Origin of the sequence: Streptomyces sp. LaBMicrA B280 (assembly GCF_049222185.1) — a bacterium.
Lineage (GTDB): Bacteria > Actinomycetota > Actinomycetes > Streptomycetales > Streptomycetaceae > Streptomyces > Streptomyces murinus.
The window spans coordinates 300,040-320,827 of sequence record NZ_JBMJCT010000011.1; the positions used below are offsets into that span (position 1 = coordinate 300,040).

General features: G+C 70.6%; 22 protein-coding genes. 9 read left to right on the forward strand and 13 right to left on the reverse strand.

Features of this window, described 5'->3' with window-relative positions:
• Position 1: 1 nt before the first annotated feature.
• From ACLF5H_RS11610 to ACLF5H_RS11620, 3 genes are all read right to left on the reverse strand, one after another.
• Positions 2–940, reverse strand: coding sequence for an EamA family transporter (locus tag ACLF5H_RS11610; protein WP_421675977.1), 939 nt, complete (start codon positions 938–940; stop codon positions 2–4).
• Positions 941–1,093: 153 nt separating this feature from the next.
• Positions 1,094–2,215: a lipid II:glycine glycyltransferase FemX gene (locus tag ACLF5H_RS11615; protein WP_421675978.1), complete on the reverse strand. Its 1,122-nt coding sequence runs from the start codon at positions 2,213–2,215 to the stop codon at positions 1,094–1,096.
• Between the two features lie 147 nt (positions 2,216–2,362).
• The gene (locus ACLF5H_RS11620; RefSeq protein ID WP_421675979.1) at positions 2,363–5,383 is read right to left on the reverse strand and encodes an FAD-binding and (Fe-S)-binding domain-containing protein; all 3,021 of its coding nucleotides are present in this window, start codon (positions 5,381–5,383) and stop codon (positions 2,363–2,365) included.
• Positions 5,384–5,562: 179 nt separating this feature from the next.
• Here ACLF5H_RS11620 and serC point away from each other — a divergent pair, with 179 nt between their 5' ends.
• A complete protein-coding gene (gene serC, locus ACLF5H_RS11625; RefSeq protein WP_421675980.1) occupies positions 5,563–6,681 on the forward strand; it encodes a phosphoserine transaminase in 1,119 nt (372 codons plus the stop codon).
• Between the two features lie 93 nt (positions 6,682–6,774).
• On the opposite strand, the gene ACLF5H_RS11630 is transcribed toward serC, so the two are convergent.
• The 5 genes from ACLF5H_RS11630 to ACLF5H_RS11650 form a co-directional block, all read right to left on the reverse strand.
• Positions 6,775–7,272 carry an anthrone oxygenase family protein gene (locus ACLF5H_RS11630; RefSeq protein ID WP_421675981.1) on the reverse strand — a complete coding sequence of 166 codons (498 nt, stop codon included), beginning with the start codon at positions 7,270–7,272 and terminating at the stop codon, positions 6,775–6,777.
• Positions 7,273–7,364: 92 nt separating this feature from the next.
• The gene (locus tag ACLF5H_RS11635; protein ID WP_421675982.1) at positions 7,365–7,937 is read right to left on the reverse strand and encodes a GNAT family N-acetyltransferase; all 573 of its coding nucleotides are present in this window, start codon (positions 7,935–7,937) and stop codon (positions 7,365–7,367) included.
• Between the two features lie 17 nt (positions 7,938–7,954).
• Positions 7,955–8,803 carry a protein kinase domain-containing protein gene (locus tag ACLF5H_RS11640; RefSeq protein ID WP_421675983.1) on the reverse strand — a complete coding sequence of 283 codons (849 nt, stop codon included), beginning with the start codon at positions 8,801–8,803 and terminating at the stop codon, positions 7,955–7,957.
• On the reverse strand, positions 8,800–9,429 hold the full coding sequence (locus ACLF5H_RS11645) for a hypothetical protein (protein ID WP_421675984.1): 630 nt from the start codon (positions 9,427–9,429) through the stop codon (positions 8,800–8,802). Before ACLF5H_RS11645 ends, ACLF5H_RS11640 begins: the two co-directional genes overlap by 4 nt.
• The gene (locus ACLF5H_RS11650; protein WP_421675985.1) at positions 9,426–9,842 is read right to left on the reverse strand and encodes a hypothetical protein; all 417 of its coding nucleotides are present in this window, start codon (positions 9,840–9,842) and stop codon (positions 9,426–9,428) included. Before ACLF5H_RS11650 ends, ACLF5H_RS11645 begins: the two co-directional genes overlap by 4 nt.
• 202 nt (positions 9,843–10,044) lie before the next feature.
• On the opposite strand from ACLF5H_RS11650, the gene ACLF5H_RS11655 reads away from it, so the two are divergent.
• Together ACLF5H_RS11655 and ACLF5H_RS11660 are read left to right on the forward strand one after the other, a co-directional pair.
• Positions 10,045–10,800, forward strand: coding sequence for a DUF6879 family protein (locus ACLF5H_RS11655; protein WP_421675986.1), 756 nt, complete (start codon positions 10,045–10,047; stop codon positions 10,798–10,800).
• Positions 10,801–10,809: 9 nt separating this feature from the next.
• Complete coding sequence (locus ACLF5H_RS11660) at positions 10,810–11,661, forward strand: helix-turn-helix domain-containing protein (protein ID WP_421675987.1); 852 nt, start codon at positions 10,810–10,812, stop codon at positions 11,659–11,661.
• Positions 11,662–11,700: 39 nt separating this feature from the next.
• Here ACLF5H_RS11660 and ACLF5H_RS11665 read toward each other — a convergent pair whose 3' ends face one another.
• Complete coding sequence (locus tag ACLF5H_RS11665; RefSeq protein WP_421675988.1) at positions 11,701–12,684, reverse strand: WD40 repeat domain-containing protein; 984 nt, start codon at positions 12,682–12,684, stop codon at positions 11,701–11,703.
• A gap of 112 nt (positions 12,685–12,796) precedes the next feature.
• On the opposite strand from ACLF5H_RS11665, the gene ACLF5H_RS11670 reads away from it, so the two are divergent.
• The 3 genes from ACLF5H_RS11670 (at position 12,797) to ACLF5H_RS11680 (ending at position 15,215) form a co-directional block, all read left to right on the forward strand.
• Entirely contained in the window at positions 12,797–13,486 is a 690-nt protein-coding gene (locus ACLF5H_RS11670; protein WP_421675989.1) for a GDSL-type esterase/lipase family protein, read from the forward strand.
• 96 nt (positions 13,487–13,582) lie between these two features.
• A complete protein-coding gene (locus ACLF5H_RS11675; RefSeq protein ID WP_421675990.1) occupies positions 13,583–14,173 on the forward strand; it encodes a Uma2 family endonuclease in 591 nt (196 codons plus the stop codon).
• A 49-nt stretch (positions 14,174–14,222) separates the two neighbouring features.
• The gene (locus ACLF5H_RS11680) at positions 14,223–15,215 is read left to right on the forward strand and encodes an aldo/keto reductase (protein ID WP_421675991.1); all 993 of its coding nucleotides are present in this window, start codon (positions 14,223–14,225) and stop codon (positions 15,213–15,215) included.
• Between the two features lie 183 nt (positions 15,216–15,398).
• Here the strand turns inward: ACLF5H_RS11680 and thpR are convergent, their stop codons facing one another.
• A complete protein-coding gene (thpR, locus tag ACLF5H_RS11685; RefSeq protein WP_421675992.1) occupies positions 15,399–15,971 on the reverse strand; it encodes an RNA 2',3'-cyclic phosphodiesterase in 573 nt (190 codons plus the stop codon).
• Between the two features lie 40 nt (positions 15,972–16,011).
• Between thpR and ACLF5H_RS11690 the strand changes: the two genes are divergently transcribed.
• Positions 16,012–16,527: a GNAT family N-acetyltransferase gene (locus tag ACLF5H_RS11690; protein WP_365201052.1), complete on the forward strand. Its 516-nt coding sequence runs from the start codon at positions 16,012–16,014 to the stop codon at positions 16,525–16,527.
• 61 nt (positions 16,528–16,588) lie between these two features.
• Here the strand turns inward: ACLF5H_RS11690 and ACLF5H_RS11695 are convergent, their stop codons facing one another.
• Both ACLF5H_RS11695 and ACLF5H_RS11700 read right to left on the reverse strand, forming a co-directional pair.
• The gene (locus ACLF5H_RS11695; protein ID WP_421676180.1) at positions 16,589–17,860 is read right to left on the reverse strand and encodes an MFS transporter; all 1,272 of its coding nucleotides are present in this window, start codon (positions 17,858–17,860) and stop codon (positions 16,589–16,591) included.
• 99 nt (positions 17,861–17,959) lie between these two features.
• Entirely contained in the window at positions 17,960–18,397 is a 438-nt protein-coding gene (locus tag ACLF5H_RS11700) for a MarR family winged helix-turn-helix transcriptional regulator (protein WP_037653316.1), read from the reverse strand.
• Positions 18,398–18,550: 153 nt separating this feature from the next.
• On the opposite strand from ACLF5H_RS11700, the gene ACLF5H_RS11705 reads away from it, so the two are divergent.
• Complete coding sequence (locus ACLF5H_RS11705) at positions 18,551–18,742, forward strand: ribbon-helix-helix protein, CopG family (protein ID WP_421675993.1); 192 nt, start codon at positions 18,551–18,553, stop codon at positions 18,740–18,742.
• Between the two features lie 22 nt (positions 18,743–18,764).
• Here the strand turns inward: ACLF5H_RS11705 and ACLF5H_RS11710 are convergent, their stop codons facing one another.
• Positions 18,765–20,216 (reverse strand): NCS2 family permease, encoded by a 1,452-nt coding sequence (locus ACLF5H_RS11710; RefSeq protein ID WP_421675994.1) that lies wholly within the window; start codon positions 20,214–20,216, stop codon positions 18,765–18,767.
• 215 nt (positions 20,217–20,431) lie between these two features.
• Between ACLF5H_RS11710 and ACLF5H_RS11715 the strand changes: the two genes are divergently transcribed.
• Positions 20,432–20,704, forward strand: coding sequence for a DUF2530 domain-containing protein (locus ACLF5H_RS11715; protein WP_421675995.1), 273 nt, complete (start codon positions 20,432–20,434; stop codon positions 20,702–20,704).
• Positions 20,705–20,788 lie beyond the last annotated feature (84 nt).

Consider the following 20,788-nt stretch of genomic DNA (forward strand, 5'->3'; position numbering starts at 1 on the left):
CCTACACGTCCAGGACCGGCGCCCTGGACCTGCCCACCTGGGTGCGCACCGCGCCGATGCTCGCGGCGATGACCAGGGCGATCGCGGCGATCTCCGGGCCGGAGAGGGCCTGGCCGAGGATGAGGAAACCGGCGGTGGCGGCGAGGGCCGGATCCAGGCTCATCAGGATGGCGAAGGTGGCGGCGGGCAGGTTGCGCAGGGCCAGGAGTTCCAGGGTGTAGGGCAGGACCGAGGAGAGCACGGCCACCGCCGCGCCGAGGCCGAGCGTGGTCGGGTCGAGCAGGCGGTCGCCGGAGGAGGCGATGCCGAGCGGCAGGACGAGCAGCGCCGCGACCGCCATGGCCAGCGCCAGCCCGTCCGCCTGCGGGAAGCGCCGGCCGGTGCGCGCGGCGAAGACTATGTACGCCGCCCACATCACGCCCGCGCCCAGCGCGAAGCCCACCCCCACGGGGTCCACCCCGCTGAAGCCCCCGCCGCCGAGCAGGAACACCCCGCCCAGGGCGAGCGCCGCCCACACGACGTTGACCAGGCGGCGGGAGGACACGACCGAGAGCGCGAGCGGGCCGAGCACCTCGAGGGTGACGGCGGGGCCGAGCGGGATCCGGGCCACGGCCTCGTAGAACAGGCTGTTCATACCGCCCAGCGCGATGCCGAAGGCGATCACCGTGCCCCAGTCGGCGCGCGAGTGGCCGCGCAGCCGGGGCCGGCAGAACAGCAGCAGGACCACGGCCGCCGCGACGAGCCGGAGCGTCACCACGCCCAGCGCGCCCGCCCTCGGCATCAGCGTCACCGCGAGCGCCCCGCCGAACTGCACCGACACCCCACCGGCCAGCACCAGCCCCACCGGCCCGAACGAGCCGAGACGGCCCGGGGTGCCCGGGGACCCGGGCGTCGTCGCGGACGCCCCGGAAGTGGCGCTGGAGGTGTTGACGGTGCTCACGGCGGTCCCGGTGCTCGACTCGGATCATGTACAGCCCCCTGTACTACCTGGTCCAGGGTAGTGGACCCCGTCAGGAGTGTGAACCTCTTATGTCACTGTCCTGGATGCTGGGATACTCCCCTCTCGCATGTCGCCGCCCGGCCGCCGACGCCCTCAGCGGCGCGCCATATACACGTCGAACGCCTTGTGCAGCAGGCGGTTCAGCGGGAAGTCCCACTCGCCCACGTACTCCGCGGCCCCGCCGCCCGCGCCCACCTTGAAGCGGAGCAGTCCGAGGTGGGGGTCGGACTCCGCCAAGGTGTCGGTGATGCCCCGGAAGTCGTAGACATGGGCGCCCAGCTCATGGGCGTCGCACATCATCCGCCACTGCATCGCGTTGTTGGGCTGCACCTCCCGCCTGCGGCTGGTGGAGGCGCCGTACGAGTACCAGACATGGCCGCCGACGATCAGCATCGTGGCCGCGGCGAGCACCTCGCCGTCGTGCTGCGCGAGGTAGAGCCGCATCCGGTCCGGGTGCTCGGCGGTGAGCGCCGTCCACATCCGCTGGAAGTAGGACAGCGGGCGCGGGATGAAACGGTCCCGCTCCGCCGTCTCCGTGTACAGCTCGTAGAAGGCCGGCAGATCCTCGTAGTCCCCCCGTACGACCTTCACCCCCGCCTTCTCGGCCTTCTTGATGTTGCGCCGCCACTGCTGGTTGAGCCCGCGCTGGATGTCCTCCAGGGACCGCCCGGCATACGGCACCTGGCAGACGTACCGGGGCTGCCCCGCGGCGAAGCCGTCCTCGCCGCCGGGCTCGGTCTGCCGCCAGCCCATCCGGCGCAGCCGGTCGACGAGGGCGAGCGCCCCCGGCTCCTCGGAGGTCGGCGGCGCGTCCCGCAGCCGGTGCGCGTCCGGGTCGGCGATGGCCGCCTTGACCGCCTCGGGGCTCCACCGCCGCACCACCACGGGCGGGCCCATCTTCACCGAGAAGGCGCCCAGCCCCTTGAGGTGGGCCAGCATCGGGTCCAGCCAGCGCTCCAGGTCGGGCGCCGCCCAGTCGATGACCGGGCCCTCCGGCAGATACGCCAGGTACCGCTTGACCTTGGGCAGCGGCCTGAGCAGGACCAGCCCCACCCCGATGAGCCGCCCGTCCGCCTCGAACCACCCGAGGCTCTCCGCCCGCCAGTCCGGCTTCACGTCGCCCCAGGACGGCAACTGGAGGTGGCTGGCCGAGGGGCGGCCCGCCACGAAGGCGAGATGTTCGGCCCGGGTGACCGGACGGACGCTGAGGCTCATACGCGCTGCTCCTTCACGACTCACTGATCACTGATCACTGATCGCTGATCACTGATGGCTGATGGCTGATGGCTGATGGCTGATGGCTGATGGCTGATGGCTGATCACTTCACCCTAGGGAAGCGGCCGTCCACCGGCGGGCTGTCATTACCCCTCCCCCGCGGTCGTGTCCCGCTCCGGCGTGCCGGTGTGCCGCTCCCTCCCGGCCGTGTCCCGCTCCAGCGCCTCGGCCAGCACCTCCGCGAGGTGCCGCCCCTTCACCCCGCCCAGTTGCTCCAGCTGGGTGCGGCAGGAGTAGCCGTCGGCCAGGACCACGGTGTCCGGAGCCGCCTCCCGTATCGAGGGCAGCAGCTGGTCCTCCGCGCAGGCCCGGGAGACCTCGAAGTGGCCCTTCTCGAAGCCGAAGTCGCCGGCCAGGCCGCAGCAGCCGCCGGAGAGTTCCCCGGTGAGGCCGGCCGACTCGCGCAGTCGGCGGTCCGGGGCGTCGCCGAGGACCGCGTGCTGATGGCAGTGGGTCTGACCGGCGACCGGGCGGTCCACGGCGGGCGGGGTCCACTGTGGGGCGTGCCGCTCCAGGGCCTCGGCGAAGGTCAGCACGGCGGCGGCGAGCCGGGCCGCGCGCGGGTCGTCATGCAGGAGTTCCGGCAGGTCGGTGCGCAGGGCGGCCGCGCAGCTCGGTTCCAGCACGACGACCGGGACGCCCGCGCGCAGCACCGGCTCCATCAGATCGAGCGTGCGGCGCAGCACCGCCCGGGCGCGGTCCAGCTGGCCGGTGGAGACATAGGTCAGCCCGCAGCAGACACGGGCGTGGCGGGCCGGGAGGGGGGCGGGGGCCGGGGCCTCGGCGCCGGATCGCACGAGTGGGCTCCGACGGGGCAGCCGGGTCGGGGGGAGGGTCACCCGCAGCCCGGCGGCCTCCAGGACGCGGACGGCCGCGCGGCCGACCGAGGGGGACAGATGCTCGGTGAAGGTGTCCGGCCAGAGGACGACCAGGTCCCCGGCGCCCTGGATCCGCGCGGGTTCGCGACGCCGCCACCAGCCGGTGAAGGTCCTCGGGGCGAGCCGGGGCAGCCGCCGCTCGGGCGCGATCCCGGCGAGGTGTTTCGCGACGGCCGCCAGGGGCGGGACGCCGGCGAGCGCGTTGAGGAGAGGAGCCGTACGGGTGCGGGCGATCCGGCGCAGCCACTCGGGGAGGCGGCCCATGCTGTGGTGGGCGGCGGGGCGGCGGCGGTCCTTGTAGTGGTGGTGCAAGAACTCGGCCTTGTAGGTGGCCATGTCGACGCCGACCGGGCAGTCGGTGCGACAGCCCTTGCAGGCGAGGCAGAGATCGAGGGCGTCGCGGACCTCGGTGGAGCGCCAGCCGTCGGTGATCAGCTCGCCCGCCAGCATCTCGTGCAGCAGCCGGGCCCGGCCCCGGGTGGAGTGCTCCTCCTCGCCGGTCGCCCGGAACGACGGGCACATCACGGCGGGTCCCGCCCCCGTGGTCGTACGGCACTTGGCCACGCCGACGCAGCGGCGGACGGCCGCGCGGAAGTCACCGCCGTCGGCCGGGTAGCCGAAGGCCACGTCCACGGGCTTCGCCGGGAGCACGGAGAAGCGGAGGTTGCTGTCCAGGGGGGCGGGGCGGACCAGCATGCCGGGGTTGAGCAGGTCGTCCGGGTCCCAGAGGGCCTTGGCGCGCTCGAACAGCCGGACCGTCTCGGCGCCGTACATCCGCGGCAGCAGTTCCGCGCGGGCCTGGCCGTCGCCGTGCTCCCCGGACAGTGAGCCGCCGTGGGCCACCACCAGATCGGCCAGTTCCTCCGAGAAGCGCCGGAAGCGGCCGATGCCGGGCTCGGTGAGCAGGTCGAAGTCGATGCGGACGTGGATGCAGCCGTCGCCGAAGTGGCCGTAGGGAGTGCCGCGCAGGGCGTGGGAGGAGAGCAGGGCGCGGAAGTCGCGCAGGTAGGCGCCGAGCCGGGCGGGGGGCACCGCGCAGTCCTCCCAACCGGGCCATGCCTCGGAGCCGTCCGGCATCCGGGTCGCCGTGCCGCTCGCGTCCTCGCGGATGCGCCACAGGGTCCGCTGGGCGGCGGGCTCGGTCACCACGAGGGCGTCCACGGCATCGGCGGCCCGGACGATCTCCTCCGCGCGGGCCCGGGCCTGCGCCCCCGTCTCCCCGCCCGTCTCCACGAACAGCCAGGCGCCGCCCCTGGGCAGTCCGGCGCCCGGCGGCACCAGGTCGGCGGCCATGCCCTCCACCGTCAGCGGGGCGCCCGGCAGCAGACCGGCGGCGGCCTCGGCGGCGGCGCTCTCGTCGCCGTACCCCAGCACCGCGAGGGCGCGGGCGGGCGGGGCCTCGACCAGGCGCACGACCGCCTCGGTGAGGATGCCGAGGGTGCCCTCGGAGCCGCAGAAGGAGCGGGCCACGTCGGCGCCCTTCTCCGGCAGCAGCGCGTCCAGTGCGTACCCGGAGATGCGGCGGGGCAGGTCCGGGAAGCCGGTGCGCAGCCGGGCCGAGGCGCCCTCCGCCAGCTCCCGCAGCCCCTCGGGCGCGCCCGCCCAACCGGGCCCGAGCCGCAGCCGCCGGCCGCGCGCGGTGAGCACGTCCAGCTCCGCGATGTTGTCGGCGGTCGTCCCCCAGGCCACCGAGTGGGAGCCGCAGGAGTTGTTGCCGATCATTCCGCCGAGGGTGCAGCGGCTGTGCGTGGACGGATCGGGGCCGAAGCGCAGGCCGTGCGGGGCGGCGGCGCGCTGGAGGCGGTCGAGGACCAGGCCGGGCTGCACGACGGCCGTGCGCGTGCCGGGGTCCAGCTCGATCAGGCGGTCCATGTGGCGTGTGAAATCCAGTACGACCCCTGTGCCGGTGGCCTGCCCGGCGATCGATGTACCCCCGCCACGGGCGACCACCGGCACCCCGCGGGCCCGGCACACCTCCAGTGCCGCCGTCACGTCCTCGGCGTCCCGCGGGGAGACCACGCCCGCGGGGACGCGCCGGTAGTTGGAGGCGTCCATGGTCATGAGCGCGCGGGCGGTGGCGTCGAAACGGACCTCGCCGCGGAGGCAGGCGCGCAGCTCCGCCTCAAGAACCGAGAGGGCCGAGGGAGCCGCGGGGGCCGAGGAGGTCGAGGAGGTTGAGGAGACCGAAGAGGCGGAGGCGGAGGCGGAGGAGGCGGAGGGATTCGTCATGCGTTCAGGATGCATCCGATCACCGTCCGTCATCGAAAGTTATCCACAGCCCCGCCTCGATCGTCGTACAAACCCATCCGTGATCGTCGTACGACATGACAAGTCTGTGTCCTGAAGTTCTCGTCTCATCCGACGGACATGGTTCCGTCCCGTTTCGCCCACCCGATACCCTCCGAGTCGTGGCCGACATCCAGATTCCCGCTGACATCAAGCCCGCCGACGGACGTTTCGGCGCGGGCCCCTCCAAGGTGCGGACCGAGGCGCTCGACGCGCTCGCCGCCACCGGAAGCTCCCTGCTCGGTACCTCCCACCGCCAGGCGCCCGTCAAGAACCTGGTCGGTAAGGTCCGCGAGGGGATCTCCGAGCTGTTCTCCCTCCCCGAGGGCTACGAGGTCGTTCTCGGCAACGGCGGCTCCACCGCGTTCTGGGACATCGCCACCCACGGGCTGATCGAGAACAAGTCCCAGCACCTCAACTTCGGCGAGTTCTCCTCCAAGTTCGCCAAGGCCGCCAAGCTCGCGCCGTGGCTGGCCGAGCCGACGGTGATCGCGACCGACCCGGGCACCCACCCGGAGGCGCGGGCCGAGGCGGGCGTCGATGTGTACGCCTTCACCCACAACGAGACGTCCACCGGTGTCGCCATGCCCATCCAGCGGGTGGCCGGCGCCGACGAGGGCTCCCTCGTCCTGGTGGACGCGACCTCCGGCGCGGGCGGTCTGCCGGTCGACGTCGCCGAGACCGACGTCTACTACTTCGCCCCGCAGAAGTCCTTCGCCTCCGACGGCGGCCTGTGGATCGGCGTCTTCTCCCCCGCCGCGATCGAGCGCGCGGAGCGGATCCACGCGTCCGGCCGGCACATCCCGGAGTTCTTCTCGCTGCCCACGGCGATCGACAACTCCCGCAAGAACCAGACGTACAACACCCCCGCGCTCGCCACGCTCTTCCTGCTCAACCAGCAGCTGGAGTGGCTCAACGGCCAGGGCGGCCTGGACTTCGCGGTCCGCCGCACCGCCACCTCGGCGCGCACGCTGTACAACTGGGCCGAGGACGTCAAGTTCGCCAGCCCCTTCGTCACCGACCCGGCGAAGCGCTCCGCGGTCATCGGCACCATCGACTTCTCCGACGACATCGACGCCGCCGCCATCGCCAAGGTCCTGCGCGCCAACGGCATCGTCGACACCGAGCCCTACCGCAAGCTCGGCCGCAACCAGCTGCGTGTCGCCATGTTCCCGGCGATCGACCCGGCCGATGTCGAGGCGCTGACCAAGTGCATCGACTACGTCATCGAGAAGCTCTGACTTCTCGGGTACGACGGTGAGGGGCGCCCGGCGATCGTGCCGGGCGCCCTTCGTCGTCGTGCGCCCGATGGGGTGCGACCTGCTCCGCTGGGCTCAGGTGGCGGCGGCCTCGCGTTCGAACGGCCGATCGATGATCGCGACACCGAGGCAGCCGAGCGCGATCACGCAGAACGCGGTCCGGACGGCGTGGGCGATCTGCCAGCGGTCCCGGACACCCGCCCAGTCCGCCGGGGGTGCCTGCGCGTTCCAGTCGAACTGGTCGAGGTTGATGGGGGCGTTGACCACGAACGTGACGACCAGGGACAGCACGAGCAGTACGAGCGCCGCGGCGGCGGGCCGCAGCGCCGGGCTGTCGGCCCTGCGCGCGAGGAACACCAGCACCACCACGGCGATGAACGTGGGCACGAAGACGACACCGATGAACCACGGGAAGTAGTCGTGCTCCGCCTGCCGCACCTGAATATAGGCCGACGCGCCCAGTCGCCGCAGGGCCAGTTCCAGCACGAACGTGGTCAACGCGCCCCCGGTGAGCACACCGCCGCCCAGCAGGCAGACGTAGCGCGTGATCTTGAGCAGCAGGGCGTTCGTCATCGCGTGCTCCCGTCGGACTCCAGCCGTCACGTCCTCGGACTACCACGACCCGGGGCGGACCCGGACCCCACGTATATCGATTCGTGGAGTTCTTAGCCGCAATGGCGGTCCGTCCGGGTCTGGTCCTGCGGGAGACGGTGAGGAGGGGGCCGTTGTCCAGCTTGCTGTCGCAGACGGCTCGGCCGATGGGAGGGGCCGTAACGGCGGAGCTCGTACGCCGGGTAGGGCACCACCACCCCGCCCTCCGCGTGAAGGTCGGACGTGCCGACGCAAGTGAATCCGGCCTTGGCCAGGACCCGGCCGGAAGCAGGGTTGGCTGGGTGGTGCTTGGCCTCCAGGCACTCCAGATCGGTGTGGGTGAAGGCGAAGGCGGCGACGCGCCGGACGGCCTCGGTGGCGTGGCCCTGACCCCAGGCGTCCTGGCGGAGGATGTAGCTGACGGTTCCCATTCCTGGTTCCCGGACGCGGAGAGCGATCACGCCGACCACGTCGTCGGCGACGAGGAGCGAGAAGTCCCAGCGAGGACGCGGGATTTCCTGGGCCAGGGTCAGGGCCTCGGTGATGCGGCGGTGGGCATCCTCCACCGTCATGCGGTAGCCGTCGCCATGCGTGAAGCGGACGGACTCGCCGCTGTAGACGCGCTGGACAGCCGGAGCGTCGCTCAAGGAAAGCTCTCGCAGGGTCAGCATGTTTCCGCCAACTCGGCAGCCGTAGGGCGGGCGGCGGGATCGGCGTTCATACAGGACGCGATCAGCATCTCGAACTCCGGGAACGGCCAGGGGCGTACGGCATTGAGATCAAGCGAATGCCCCTGCGCGACGGCGCGCAGCTTGTCCTCTCGCTTCGCGTCGTCCTCGTAGCGCACCGGTCGGTGTCCCGTCCAGCACCAGAACAGGGAAGCGCCCAGGCCCCAGACGTCCGCCGACGGTGCGGCCTGGATGTGGGTGCCGTCGTCGGTGGAGAGGACGGCATCGGCGATCTCGGGAGCCGTGGTGTGGGTGAGTGCGCCCCGGTACGGAAGGCGCTCCGTCGGGTCGGGGCCGCAGGCCAGGGCGTAGTCGATGATCTCGGTGGTTCCGGCCCTGGTGACAAGGGCGTTGGTGGGCTGCACATCGGCGTGGGCCCAGCCGACGGCATGCAGCCGGGCGAGGCGCTGGGCCCAGGTGCGGGCGATGCCCAGCATCCAGGGTCGTACGGAAGGGCGGTCGCCCTCGGGGCCGCGAGTATCCGAGAGGGCCCGCCACAGGGGGACACCGTCGATCCATCGCACGGCGAGCCAGTGGCCGTCGTCCCAGCGGCCGGAGTCGATCCGGTATCCCTGGTCGATGGCGCCGACCTCACCGAGCCGGCGGAGGTAGCGGTTCTCCTGCTCCAACTCCACAGTCTTGTCCCGGGCGTTCCCGGAGCCCGGATCGTTGGCCTTGAGCGCCATGGTCCCCGACCCGGTCCTGATCTTCCATGCCCGGGAGCCCCGCCGGTCGCTGAGCAGGTCGTAGGTGAGCGGGCCGAAGCGGTCTTCCAGCGTTCTCACTGCCCCGGCAGGAGGTGGTACGCCCATTGCTTGATCTCCTTCCATGCGCGCGGAACGCCCGCGAAGACATCCCGGCCGTCGTCCACCGCTACCGCCATGGCGGCGGAGAGGTCCGGCGTCCGCCTCAGGAAGTGCGCGTCGCGTGACCGTACGGCCAGACGCACCGGAAGGAACGACACGGGCGGCGCCGGGACGCGGCGGCCGTACCGGTCCGTCCGTCCCTCACCCGCCGAGAACTTGCCGAACATCAGGCCCACCGGACCGTAGAGGTGCTTCAGGACCCAGTGGGGCCATTCCAGCGCTTCCTGGCCGGCGCCGAGGACGACGACGTTCTCGCACACGAGTGCGCCATGCGGCCGGTTCGCCAGGGGACGTACCCACTCGGCGGCCTGCACGCAGGCATGGAACACCCCTGCCTCGGCGCACTCGGTTCCTCCGAGCGCCTCGTACACCGTCCAGCCGGTCAGCCCACGCTCCACTGACGGCGCGAGCCAGGGGCAGTGGGCGGCGACAGCGGCCACATATTCGGTGACATTCACCGTCTTGGGGTCGGTGGTCCTGCCCTCGACGAGACGGAGCGCCCCGGTACCGGTCCGGAGCGCTCCCCCGATGTGCGCGAGGGTCACCGCGCCGAGGCCCTCACCGGTTCAGGCGTGATGTCTCCGCCGTCACCCGGGACCGGCGAGCAGTCCCATTCCGCGGCCACGGTGCCGGTCTCCCGGTAGCGTGTCAGGGCCTCCCGGTCGACCCGCCCGTCCCGGTCGGTGAACCAGAGCGCGGGCAGCGGTCCGAACATCTCCTCGTACATGGGTGTCCAGGGGATCTCCCCGACGCCCTTCAGCGGACGATGGCCGATGGTCCGTCCGACGTGCTCGACGCAGAATCCGGCATAACCGGATGTCTCCATGAGCCGGTGCCATTCGCGGTCGATGGCAGTGGAGAACATCTCCGGCGCGGTGTGCCCGGACTCGAACCGCCGGGCGCTGATCGTGAAGAACCGGACCAGTTCGACCTGTTCCGGAGTCATGGTGCCGTACACGGTGTGCCCCTCTCGATACGTTCGCCTGACCGGACGTTAGGGATGGGCGGTCGGCACACGCCATGCGATGTTCGCGAATGTTCTCGCAAGCGGCCCGATTGGTCTCCCAAGGTCTCCGGCGGAGGGCTTCTCGGTGTGGTCCAAGACGCGGATTCCGGTGGATGCTGGATGCCGACCGAGCCCGTACGGCGAGGAGTTGACCATGACACGACGACTGCGTTTCACCGGAACGGACAGCAAGAACGGCGCCTGCCCGGCACTCCACGAAGATCTCGACACCGGTGAGATCGTCGTGCAGGGAAGCCCGCTCACCGATCCCCTGGAGCTGGGTCAGTTACAGCACCTCGGCCCCGACGACACCGCGGTCGTGGTGCCGCGCGAACTGCTGGTCAACCACGGCCCAAAGGAGGTCACGCGCGTGCGCCGCCTGATCGACCTGGACGAGTTCGGACGGCTCTTCGAGACCTTCGAGCACTCGGCATGGCACCTTGAGACACGGCGCGGTTACGCGTCGGACCGGGAGGACCCGTCCTACGCGGCGTTCATGGCGACGGGCACGGCCACCTGGGACACGGACAACGCCTGGTGCACGAACATCCACCGCCAGACGTCGCTGGGCAAGTACGTCGGCCGCGTGCGCGTCGTGGACGATCCGCCGACCACAGGGCAGCTGTTCCTGCTCGACTACGCGAAGTGCAATGCGGCCACGGGCGAGGATGTGCGCAACCTGTGGCGCGCGGAGGCGATGCGAGCGCGGCTGCCCGGTGAGGATTTCTGGATCTTCGACAGCAGGCTGGTGACCGTACTCGACTTCGATGACGACGACACCTTGCTCGGCATCGAGGTCATCACGGAGCCCACGGAAGTGCTGCGATACTGCCAGGTGCGTGATGCCGCGATGCATCACGCCATTCCCTACGACGAGTTCGCGGCACAGGTGGCAGCGGACAACCAGTGAGCGGAGCCGGTGAGCACAGACTTCCAGCAGGCGCGGGAGGCACTCGGAGTCCGTCTCCGGGAACTGCGGCTCTCGGCGCCCGAAGGCAGGCTCACCGGCACCCGCCTCGCTCAGCGGCTCGGCTGGCCGCACTCCAAGGTCTACAAGCTGGAGAACGGCCGCCAGACCGCGACGACCGACGACGTGCGCGCCTGGGCCGAAGGCGTCGGTCGGCCCCACGCCTTCGCCGAACTCGACGCGCACCTCAAGGGCTTCGAGTCCCGTACCCGTTCATGGCGCCGCCAGCTGACCGCAGGACACCGACCGGTCCAGGACAACTGGAACGCGGAGGTCACCAAGTCGGCGGTCATCCACGCCTGGGAAGAGGCCGTCATTCCCGGCATGCTGCAGACGGCCGAGTACGCGCGGCACATCTTTCTGCGCTACTCGGAACTGCAGAACTCGGTTCGTGACACCGATGCCGCGGTCCGTGCGCGGATGAAACGGCAGGAGTGGCTCTACCAGGGCGGCAGGACGTTCCATGCACTCGTCTGGGAACCCGCGCTGCACGCCCGGTACTGTCCGCCGTCGGTCCTGGCCGGCCAACTCGACCGCTTGGCGGGCGTGATCGGGATGGACACCGTGGAGCTCGGCATCGTCCCATTAGGTGCGCCCCTCAAAATTCCCGCGGCCAACGGCTTCTGGATCCTGGACGAGCGACTGGTGATCACCGAGGACTGGCATGCGGAACTGTGGCTGAACGACCCGGACAGCATCGCCCTCCATACGCGGGTCTGGAGAACGCTTCAGGAGTCCGCGGCGTACGGCGCCGAGGCCCATAGCATCATCAACGGGGCCCGGCGGGCGCTGAACCCGCACTGAGCAACCGGCGCGATACGCCCTCATCGGCCGGCTCGTCACTCACCGTCGCCGTCGCAAACGCCCCAACCCGAACAGCCCCGCCACCACGACCACCAGCGCCACCGCGCCCCATTTGACGTTCGACCCGCCGGTCGCCGCGCTGTTCGGTGAACCGTTTCCCGGGGTCGAGGAGGGCTTCGGGCTGTCCGGGGCGTCCTTGGCGACGACCTCGCTGTCGGCGCCCTCGCTGCTGTAGAGGAGTTTCGTGCCGTCGGCCGAGTAGCTGATGCCCTCGCCCTGGCCCTGGAGGGGGACGTCGAGCATCTCGGTGCGTTTGGGGTGGCCGTCGTTCCAGGAGTAGTAGATGCCGCCGAGGTAGCCGCGGACGGCGAGGTGGTCGCCGTCGGGAGAGAAGGTGGCGTCCGTGGCCCAGAGGTCGATGGGGGCGATCGGCTTGAAGATGTTGGCGCCGCTGGTGGAGAGGGTCGCGGGGCCCTCGTAGAGGTGGCCGCCGTCTTCCTTCTTGTCGATGATGTAAACCCGGCCGGTCTTGGGATGGACCAGCAGCGACTCCGCGTTGCGGGGGCCGTTCGAGTACTTCACCACGTACTGGGTGGCCGTGATCGTCTGGTCCTTCAGGACCTTCGGCTCCGGGAGGCGGTAGATCCACACATAGGGCCAGCGGCCGTCGAAGTTGTCGCCGATGTCGCCGACATAGATCTCGTTGTGCGGCCCGATCGAGATCGCCTCGACGTCGCGCGGGGTGCCGACGCCCCGCAGCGTCACCCGGGCCACCGTCTTCCCGGTCGCGCCGTCCACGGCGTAGATGTACGGGCCGTCGCCGCTGTCGTTGTGCGTCCAGTAGATCCCGGGGTGGAGGTGGGACGCGGCCAGGCCGCTGGACTCCGTGATCCTCGGGTCCTTGAGCGTGAACCCGCTGTCCCCCGCGCTCACGGTGCTCCCCGTGCCCTCCGCGGCGGAGGCGGGCAGCGTGCAGGCGCCGGCGAGCAGGACGGCGGCGAGGACGGCGAACGGTCGGCGCATCCCCCAAGCCTGCCATCCCCGCCGGGGGTTCACCCCTGCGGCCACCGTGCGGGCACCCCCACGTGGCAGGCCTCACACCCCACCCGTCGCGGTGATCGTCCATGATGAGCGGATGCTCAGGTTCATGCCCGTGGGCGACTCCATGACGATCGGGAGCGCGGGCGAACACACATGGCGTCACCGGCTGTGGCAACTCCTTCGCGGTACGTACGACCCCGCCGTCACGCTCGTCGGCCCGCGCGAGACGCTGTACGACCAGCAGACCGGCGCCCCGACATCCCTGGCCTACGCCGACCCGGACCCCGACTTCCCCCGCGCCCATCTCGCGGGCTGGGGTGAGGGCTGGCTGCACATGGCCCCGCTGATCGGCGACGCGATACGGGACTGCCGGCCCGACGTCCTGCTCGTCTCCCTCGGCCTGATCGACCTCGGCTTCTACACCAACGCCGAGCAGACCGCCGAGAACGTCCGCGCCTTCGTCGCCGCGGCCCGCGCCGCCGACCCGCGCGTCCGCATGGTCCTGCTGCCGGTGATCCCGAACGTCCGGGCCGAGTCCGACGCGCCCTTCGCCGAGCAGGTCGCCCTCTTCAACGTCCTCCTCGGCAAGGCGGTCGCCGACCTGGACGAGCCCCGGTCGCCGATCCTGCTGGCGTCGCCGCCGCGGTCGTACGACATCCACGCCGACACCTACGACGGCACCCACCCCAACGCGAGCGGCGAGCAGCGGATCGCGGAGGCGTTCGCGGGGGCGATGCGGGAGGCGTGGGGAATCGGACGGGCGTGCGCGGCTAGAACAGTCTGAGTGGTTTGGCTGGATTCCGACGTCACTTCGTCACCGTGCGTATCGTTGTACCGCGCGGCTGCATCTTTTAGCTGGCAGCCGGGGAGGAGCGCCACGATGACCGTCCTTGAAGACAGGATCGAGATGGCCGACGCCGACGCCAAAGCCATGAACCTGGACGAGTGGTTCGAGCGCCTCGAGCGGATGCCCGTCCCCGAAGGATTCAGGGTCGAGATCGTCGGGGGCAACGTCTACGTGACGCCGCAGCGGGACACTCACTGGGGAATCATCCGCCGTATCGTGCGGGCGCTGGAGGACAAATTCGGGATGGAGGTGCCGGTGTTCTCGGACGTCCGTATCGACTTCCCCGGCGAGGCCAACGGCTTCTGTCCGGACGTCGCCATGCTCGACGAGGCTGCGAAGAAGGACGACACGGGCCATTGGCGCCACCAGGACGTCCGATTCGTCGCCGAGGTCATCTCGAAGGGCACGGCGGCGAACGACTACGGCCCGAAGAAGACGGCGTACGCCACCGCCGGGGTGCCGGTCTACCTCGTCGCCGACCCCTACCAGGGCAAGTGCCATGTCTACTCCGAGCCCAAGGACGGTGAGTACCTCAGCGAGCTGACGGTCGCCTTCGGAACGGACGTCGATCTGACCGCTGCCCTCGGCCTCACCCTCAAGACCGGCACGTTCCCGCGCGACTGACCCCGCCCGCCCTTGCCTTGAGCCCACTCCAAGTCGTTGGCTTACGACCATGAAGTACACGCAGCTTGGACGCACGGGACTCAAGGTCAGCCGGCTGGTTCTCGGGACGATGAACTTCGGGCCGCAGACGGACGAAGCCGACAGTCACGCGATCATGGACGCGGCGCTGGACGCGGGCATCAACTTCTTCGACACCGCCAATGTGTACGGGTGGGGGGAGAACAAGGGCCGGACCGAGAGCATCATCGGGAACTGGTTCGCCAAGGGCGGTGACCGCCGGGACAAGGTCGTGCTCGCCACCAAGGTCTACGCCAACATGGCCGCCGAGGGCGACGCCTGGCCGAACCACGACAAGCTCTCCGCGCTGAACATCCGGCGCGCGGTGGACGCCAGCCTCAAGCGGCTCCAGACCGATCACATCGACCTCTACCAGTTCCACCACATCGACCGGAACACCCCCTTCGAGGAGATCTGGCAGGCGATCGACACCCTCGTCCAGCAGGGCAAGATCCTCTACGTCGGCTCCTCCAACTTCCCCGGCTACAAGATCGCCCAGGCCAACGAGGCCGCCGCCCGCCGCGGGGGCACCATCGGCCTGGTCAGCGAGCAGTGCCTGTACAACCTCGCCGAGCGCCGCGCCGAGATGGAGGTCATCCCGGCCGCGCGGGAGTACGGCCTCGGGGTCATCCCCTGGTCCCCGCTGCACGGCGGGCTGCTCGGCGGTGTGATCAAGAAGGAGGTGCAGGGCGGACGCCGTGCCTCCGGGCGCGCCGCGGACACCCTCGCCGACCCGGCCGCCCGCGCGCGGATCCAGTCGTACGAGGATCTGCTCGACAAGCACGGCCTGGAACCCGGCGAGACCGCCCTGGCCTGGCTGCTCACCCGCCCCGGCGTCACCGGTCCGATCGTCGGCCCGCGTACGGCGGAGCAGCTCCGGTCGGCGCTGCGGGCCGTGGAGCTGGAGCTGAGCGAGGAGCTGCTGGCCGACCTGGACAAGATCTTCCCCGGTCCGGGGCCGTCCCCGGAAGCCTTCGCCTGGTAGACACCCCCGGGGTCCAGGCGCCTCCAAGGGGCGCGGGGCTGTGTCCGACACGCGGCTCCGCCCCCTGGGGCGGCCACCGGCCGACCGCTACCTCACGGCAGCGGCCACGGCGACAACCACCAACATAAGAACAAGCGCACCGGCCATGATCCGGTTCCGGGTTTTCGGGTCCACGCATCGAGCCTAACCGGACGCCCCGCACACCCATCGCCCGACCGCCTCGTACCGCGGCTGCTCACCCCGTACCCCCGACCTCGGCAGGTCGCTCCGCACCAGCGCCAGATCGGTCACCCGCCAGCTCCGGCCGGCGAACTCGCGCAGCAGCTCCACGTACGGTCCCACGTCCACCGCCTCCCGGCCGCGCGCCAGCGTGAGGTGGGCCTGGTAGCGGCGGTGCTCCGCCATCCGCAGCCCCGCCTTGCGGCCCGCCGCCTCCGCCCGGCCCGCCAGCAGGCGCAGCGCGTCCACGTCACCCGTCGCGCCGGCCCACAGCGCACGGCCGTGGCCGAACTGGCCGCCGCCGCCGAGGGCCAGTTCGAAGGGGTCGGTGTGCCGGGCCGCGCGGGCCAGGCGGGCCGACAGATCGGGTACGACGGCCTCGGCGACCTCGCCGTAGAAGGCGAGGGTGAGGTGCCAGCCGGGGCGGCCCGTCCAGCGCAGCCCGTCGGCGCCCGGCAGCCCCCGCAACCGGTCGACCTCCAGGGCCAGTTCGGCGGTGATGTCCTGCGGCGGCAGCACGGCGGCGAAGAGTCTCATGCCTTCACGATCCCAGAGCCGCCCGGGCATGATGGCCGCCATGACGATCACGATCCGCGCGGGCGGCCCCGACGACACTCCCCTGATCCTGGCCATGCTGGACAGCTGCGTGGAGTGGCTGGTGGCCCAGGGGCGCCCCCGCCAGTGGGGCACCGAGCCGTGGTCGGCGAATCCCAGGGCGGTGGAGACGGTGCGGCGGTACGCCACCACGGGCACGCCGTACTTCGCCGAGATAGACGGTGTACCGGCCGCCACCCTCACCCTCACCGACGCCCCCGGCGCCTATCTGGAGGCCGCCGACGAGCCCGAGCGGTACATCCATCTGCTGGCCTCGGACCGCCGGTTCAAGGGGCTGGGCGCCGGTGCCGCGCTGCTCGCGCACGCGGCCGAGGTGACCCGGCGGGCCGGGGTCTCGCTGCTGCGGGTGGACTGCTACGCGGGCGACGACGGCAAGCTGGTCGCCTTCTACGAAGGGAACGGCTTCGTCCGGACCGAGACCTTCAGCCACGGTCCGGACGAGTGGCCGGGACAGGTACTGGCCCGGAGGGTGCGATAGTCACACCGGCCGGCGCCCCCAAGCACCGGCACCCTCCGGACAGCCACGCCGACGGGGACGGTCACGCCGCCGTGGCGAGCTCCTCCCGCTGCCGCGGCACGAACCGCAGCCGCGGTGTGCCCCGCTCCCAGCCCACCGACAGGCGCAGGCCGCCGACGCGGGCGAGGACCAGGCCGATGGCACCGGCCGCGACCGCGGAGACGACACCGCCGAGGGCGAAGCCGACGCGGGCGCCGTAGGTGTCGGTGATCCAGCCGATGACCGGGGCGCCGAGCGGGGTGCCGCCCATGAAGACCATCATGAACAGCGACATCACCCGGCCGCGCATGGCCGGGTCGGTGGCCATCTGCACGGTGGTGTTCGCGGTCACGTTGACCGTGAGGCCGCAGATCCCGATCGGCACCATCAGCACCGCGAACAGCCAGTACGAGGGCGCCAGCGAGGCCACGATCTCCAGCGCCCCGAAGGTGAGCGCGGCGAAGATCAGCAGCCGCATCCGGGCCGAGCCGCGCCGGGCGGCCAGCAGGGCGCCGCCGAGGGAGCCCGCGGCCATCAGGGTGTTGAGGAGGCTGTAGCCACCGGCGCCGACGTGGAAGACGTTGTCGGCGAAGGCGGACAGCCACACCGGGAAGTTGAAGCCGAAGGTCCCGATGAAGCCGACGAGGACGACGGACCAGATCAGTTCCGGGCGCCCGGCGACGTACTGGAGGCCCTCCCGCAGCTGGCCCTTGCCGCGCGGGGCCCGCTTGACCGGGTACAGCTCGCGGGCGCGCATCAGGAGCAGACCGGCGATCGGCGCGGCGAAGGACAGGCCGTTGGCGAGGAACGCCCAGCCGGTGCCCACGCCGGTGATCATGAGGCCGGCGACGGCGGGACCGACGAGGCGCGCGGACTGGAAGTTCGCGGAGTTCAGGCTGACCGCGTTGTGCAGCTGGTCGGGGCCGACCATCTCGGAGACGAAGGACTGCCGGGCGGGGTTGTCGACCACCGTGGCGAGTCCGACGAAGAACGCGGCGAGATAGACGTGCCAGACCTGGACCTGGCCGGTGAGGGTCAGCGCGGCGAGCGCGAGACCGCTGAGGGCCATCGCGGACTGGGTGACCAGGAGCGCGGGGCGCTTGGGCAGCCGGTCGACGAGGACACCGCCGTAGAGACCGAACAGGAGCATCGGCAGGAACTGCAGGGCCGTCGTGATGCCGACGGCCGCGGAGGACCCGGTGAGGCTCAGGACGAGCCAGTCCTGGGCGATGCGCTGCATCCAGGTGCCCGTGTTGGAGACGACCTGGCCCATGAAGAAGAGGCGGTAGTTCCTGACCTTCAGCGAGCTGAACATCGAGGACGTGCGGGCGGGGGTAGTAGGGGCGGTCGGTGCGGGGGCGGAAGGTGTTCCGGATCCCGTACTCAAACGGATTCGCCTCCTCAGGCTGCTGCTTTACAGGTGTGCGAGTTTTTCCAGCACGGGGGCGGCGGCGCGCAGCTTCGCCCACTCGTCCTCGTCGAGGCCGTCGGCGAGGTTCGCCAGGAACGCGTTGCGCTTGCGGCGGCTCTCCTCGAGCATCGCCTCGGCCTGCTCGGTCTGGGTGACGACCTTCTGGCGCCGGTCCTCCGGGTGCGGTTCGAGACGCACCAGTCCCTTGGCCTCGAGCAGCGCGACGATGCGGGTCATCGAGGGCGGCTGGACATGCTCCTTGCGGGCCAGCTCGCCCGGCGTGGCCGAGCCGCAGCGGGACAGGGTGCCGAGCACCGACATCTCGGTGGGGCTGAGCGACTCGTCCACCCGCTGGTGCTTGAGCCGACGGGACAGCCGCATCACGGCGGAGCGAAGGGAGTTCACGGCGGCAGCATCGTCGCCATGGTTGAGGTCCGGCATGTCCTTAGCGTAACTCATTACCCTAACTAAAGACCACCATGGCGCGCCCCCATGCCCGTGACGCCCGCCACTGAAGCATTCCATCACCCATATGAGTGAGTCGCTGCCGGAAAGTGACGCATCCGCGGGGCGGCAGTGGCGACCCTCGTACCCATGGGGACCACTGTGCTCAGCCTGCGGATAGACGGGGAGCTGCTCGAACGGCTCCGGCAGCACGCGGCGAAAAGAGGAATGAGCGTGCAGGACTATGTGGTCCGCACGCTCATTCGGGACGACTTCGACCAGCGGTTCCGGACCGCCGTCGAGGAGACGGAGAGGTTCTACGGCGTCAACGGCGTCAGATGAGACGCCGCGGGGCCGGGAGGGATCAGGTCAGGCCCAGGGCCGGCATCAGGTAGTAGAAGGCGAAGACCGCCGAGACGACGTACATCGCCACCGGGATCTCGCGGTACCGGCCCGCGGCCAGGCGCAGCACGGTGAAGGTGATGAAGCCCATGCCGATGCCGTTGGTGATCGAGTAGGTGAACGGCATCATCAGCATGGTCACGAACGCCGGGATCGCGATCGTGTAGTCGGCCCAGTCGATCTCCTTGATGGAGTGCGACAGGATCAGGAAGCCGACCGCGATCAGCGCCGGGGTGGCCGCCTGGGACGGCACCATCGTGGCGATCGGGGTGAGGAGCAGCGAGATGGCGAACAGGCCGCCCGTGACGATGTTCGCGAAACCGGTGCGGGCGCCCTCGCCGACACCGGCGGTGGACTCCACGAAGGCGGTGGTGGCCGAGGCGGAGCCGGCGCCGCCGGCCGCGACCGAGAGGCCGTCCACGAACAGCACCCGGTTGATGCCGGGCATGTAGCCCTCGGCGTCGGTGAGCTTGGCCTCGTCGCTGATGCCCATGATCGTGCCCATCGCGTCGAAGAAGCACGACAGCAGGACCGTGAAGACGAAGAGGATGCCGGTCAGCACGCCGACCTTGGAGAAGCCGCCGAACAGGCTGACCTGGCCGACCAGGCCGAAGTCCGGGGTGGAGACCGGGTTGCCGGGCCACTTCGGGACCGTCAGTCCCCAGGAGGGGATCGTGGCGACGGCGTTGATGATCATCGCGAGGACGGTCATGCCCACGATGGAGATCAGGATGGCGCCCGGCACCTTGCGCACGATCAGCGCGAAGGTGAGCAGCGCGCCCAGGATGAAGATCAGCACCGGCCAGCCGGTGAGGTGACCGCCGGTGCCCAGCTGGAGCGGGACGGTGGTCTGGGCGACGTCCGGGATGCGGCTGACGAAGCCGGAGTCCACCAGGCCGATCAGCATGATGAACAGGCCGATACCGATCGCGATCGCCTTGCGCAGACCGAACGGCACCGCGTTCATCACGCGCTCCCGCAGGCCCGTGGCGACCAGCAGCATGACCACGAAACCGGCGAGGACGACCATGCCCATCGCGTCCGGCCAGGTCATCCGGGGCGCCAGCTGGAGGGCGACGACCGAGTTCACGCCGAGGCCCGCGGCCATGGCGATCGGCACATTGCCGATGACACCCATCAGCAGGGTGCTGAAGGCGGCCGTCAGCGCGGTCGCCGTCACCAGCTGGGCGTTGTCCAGATGGTGCCCGTACATGTCCTTCGCGCTGCCCAGAATGATCGGGTTCAGCACGATGATGTACGCCATCGCGAAGAAGGTGGCGAGACCGCCCCGGACCTCCCGCGCGACGGTGCTGCCGCGCTCGGAGATCTTGAAGTAGCGGTCGAGAGGGCCGCCGGCGAACGCGCCGCCCGGCTTCTCGGGGGTGGGGACCTTGGCAGGCGCCGAGGTGGACATGCGGGACCTCATCACCAGAGGGTTCCCCCGAGCCCTCTTGGAGTTTCCTACGATTAGAAGCGGTCAAAGACAAACGGTTTCAGTATGAACGTATGACTACTAGATCGCTATCTCCGCGCGTAGAACGTAGGCAGTCCTGGTGCGGATCCGGTCGCCCTCCGGTCGATCTCCGGTCGCTCTCCGATCCCCTCCGCTCGCCTCGTAAGCTGTCCGGCATGGCCAAGTGGATCCCCCAGCACGAGGCGCCCGAGCCCCTTGAGGGGCCCGTGGTCGCCACCATCACCGGCGGCACGATCGTCTGGTTCGTCCTGTTCCTCGTACAGCTCCCCTTCTACGGCTGGTTCCACGACCACGGCCATTTGTGGTGGCTGTGGACCTGCCTGGCCGGGGGCGGGCTCGGGCTGATCGGCGTCTGGTACGTGCGGGGGCGGGACGCGGCGCTCAAGCGGGCGGCGCGGGAGCGGCCGGAATCCACCCCTGTGGAGTAGCCCCGGGCACCCCTCTGCGGCAGCCCCCGGGTCCGAACGGCCCCGTACTGCCGACGGAAGGCCGGGTGGGCGGCCGCGCAAAGG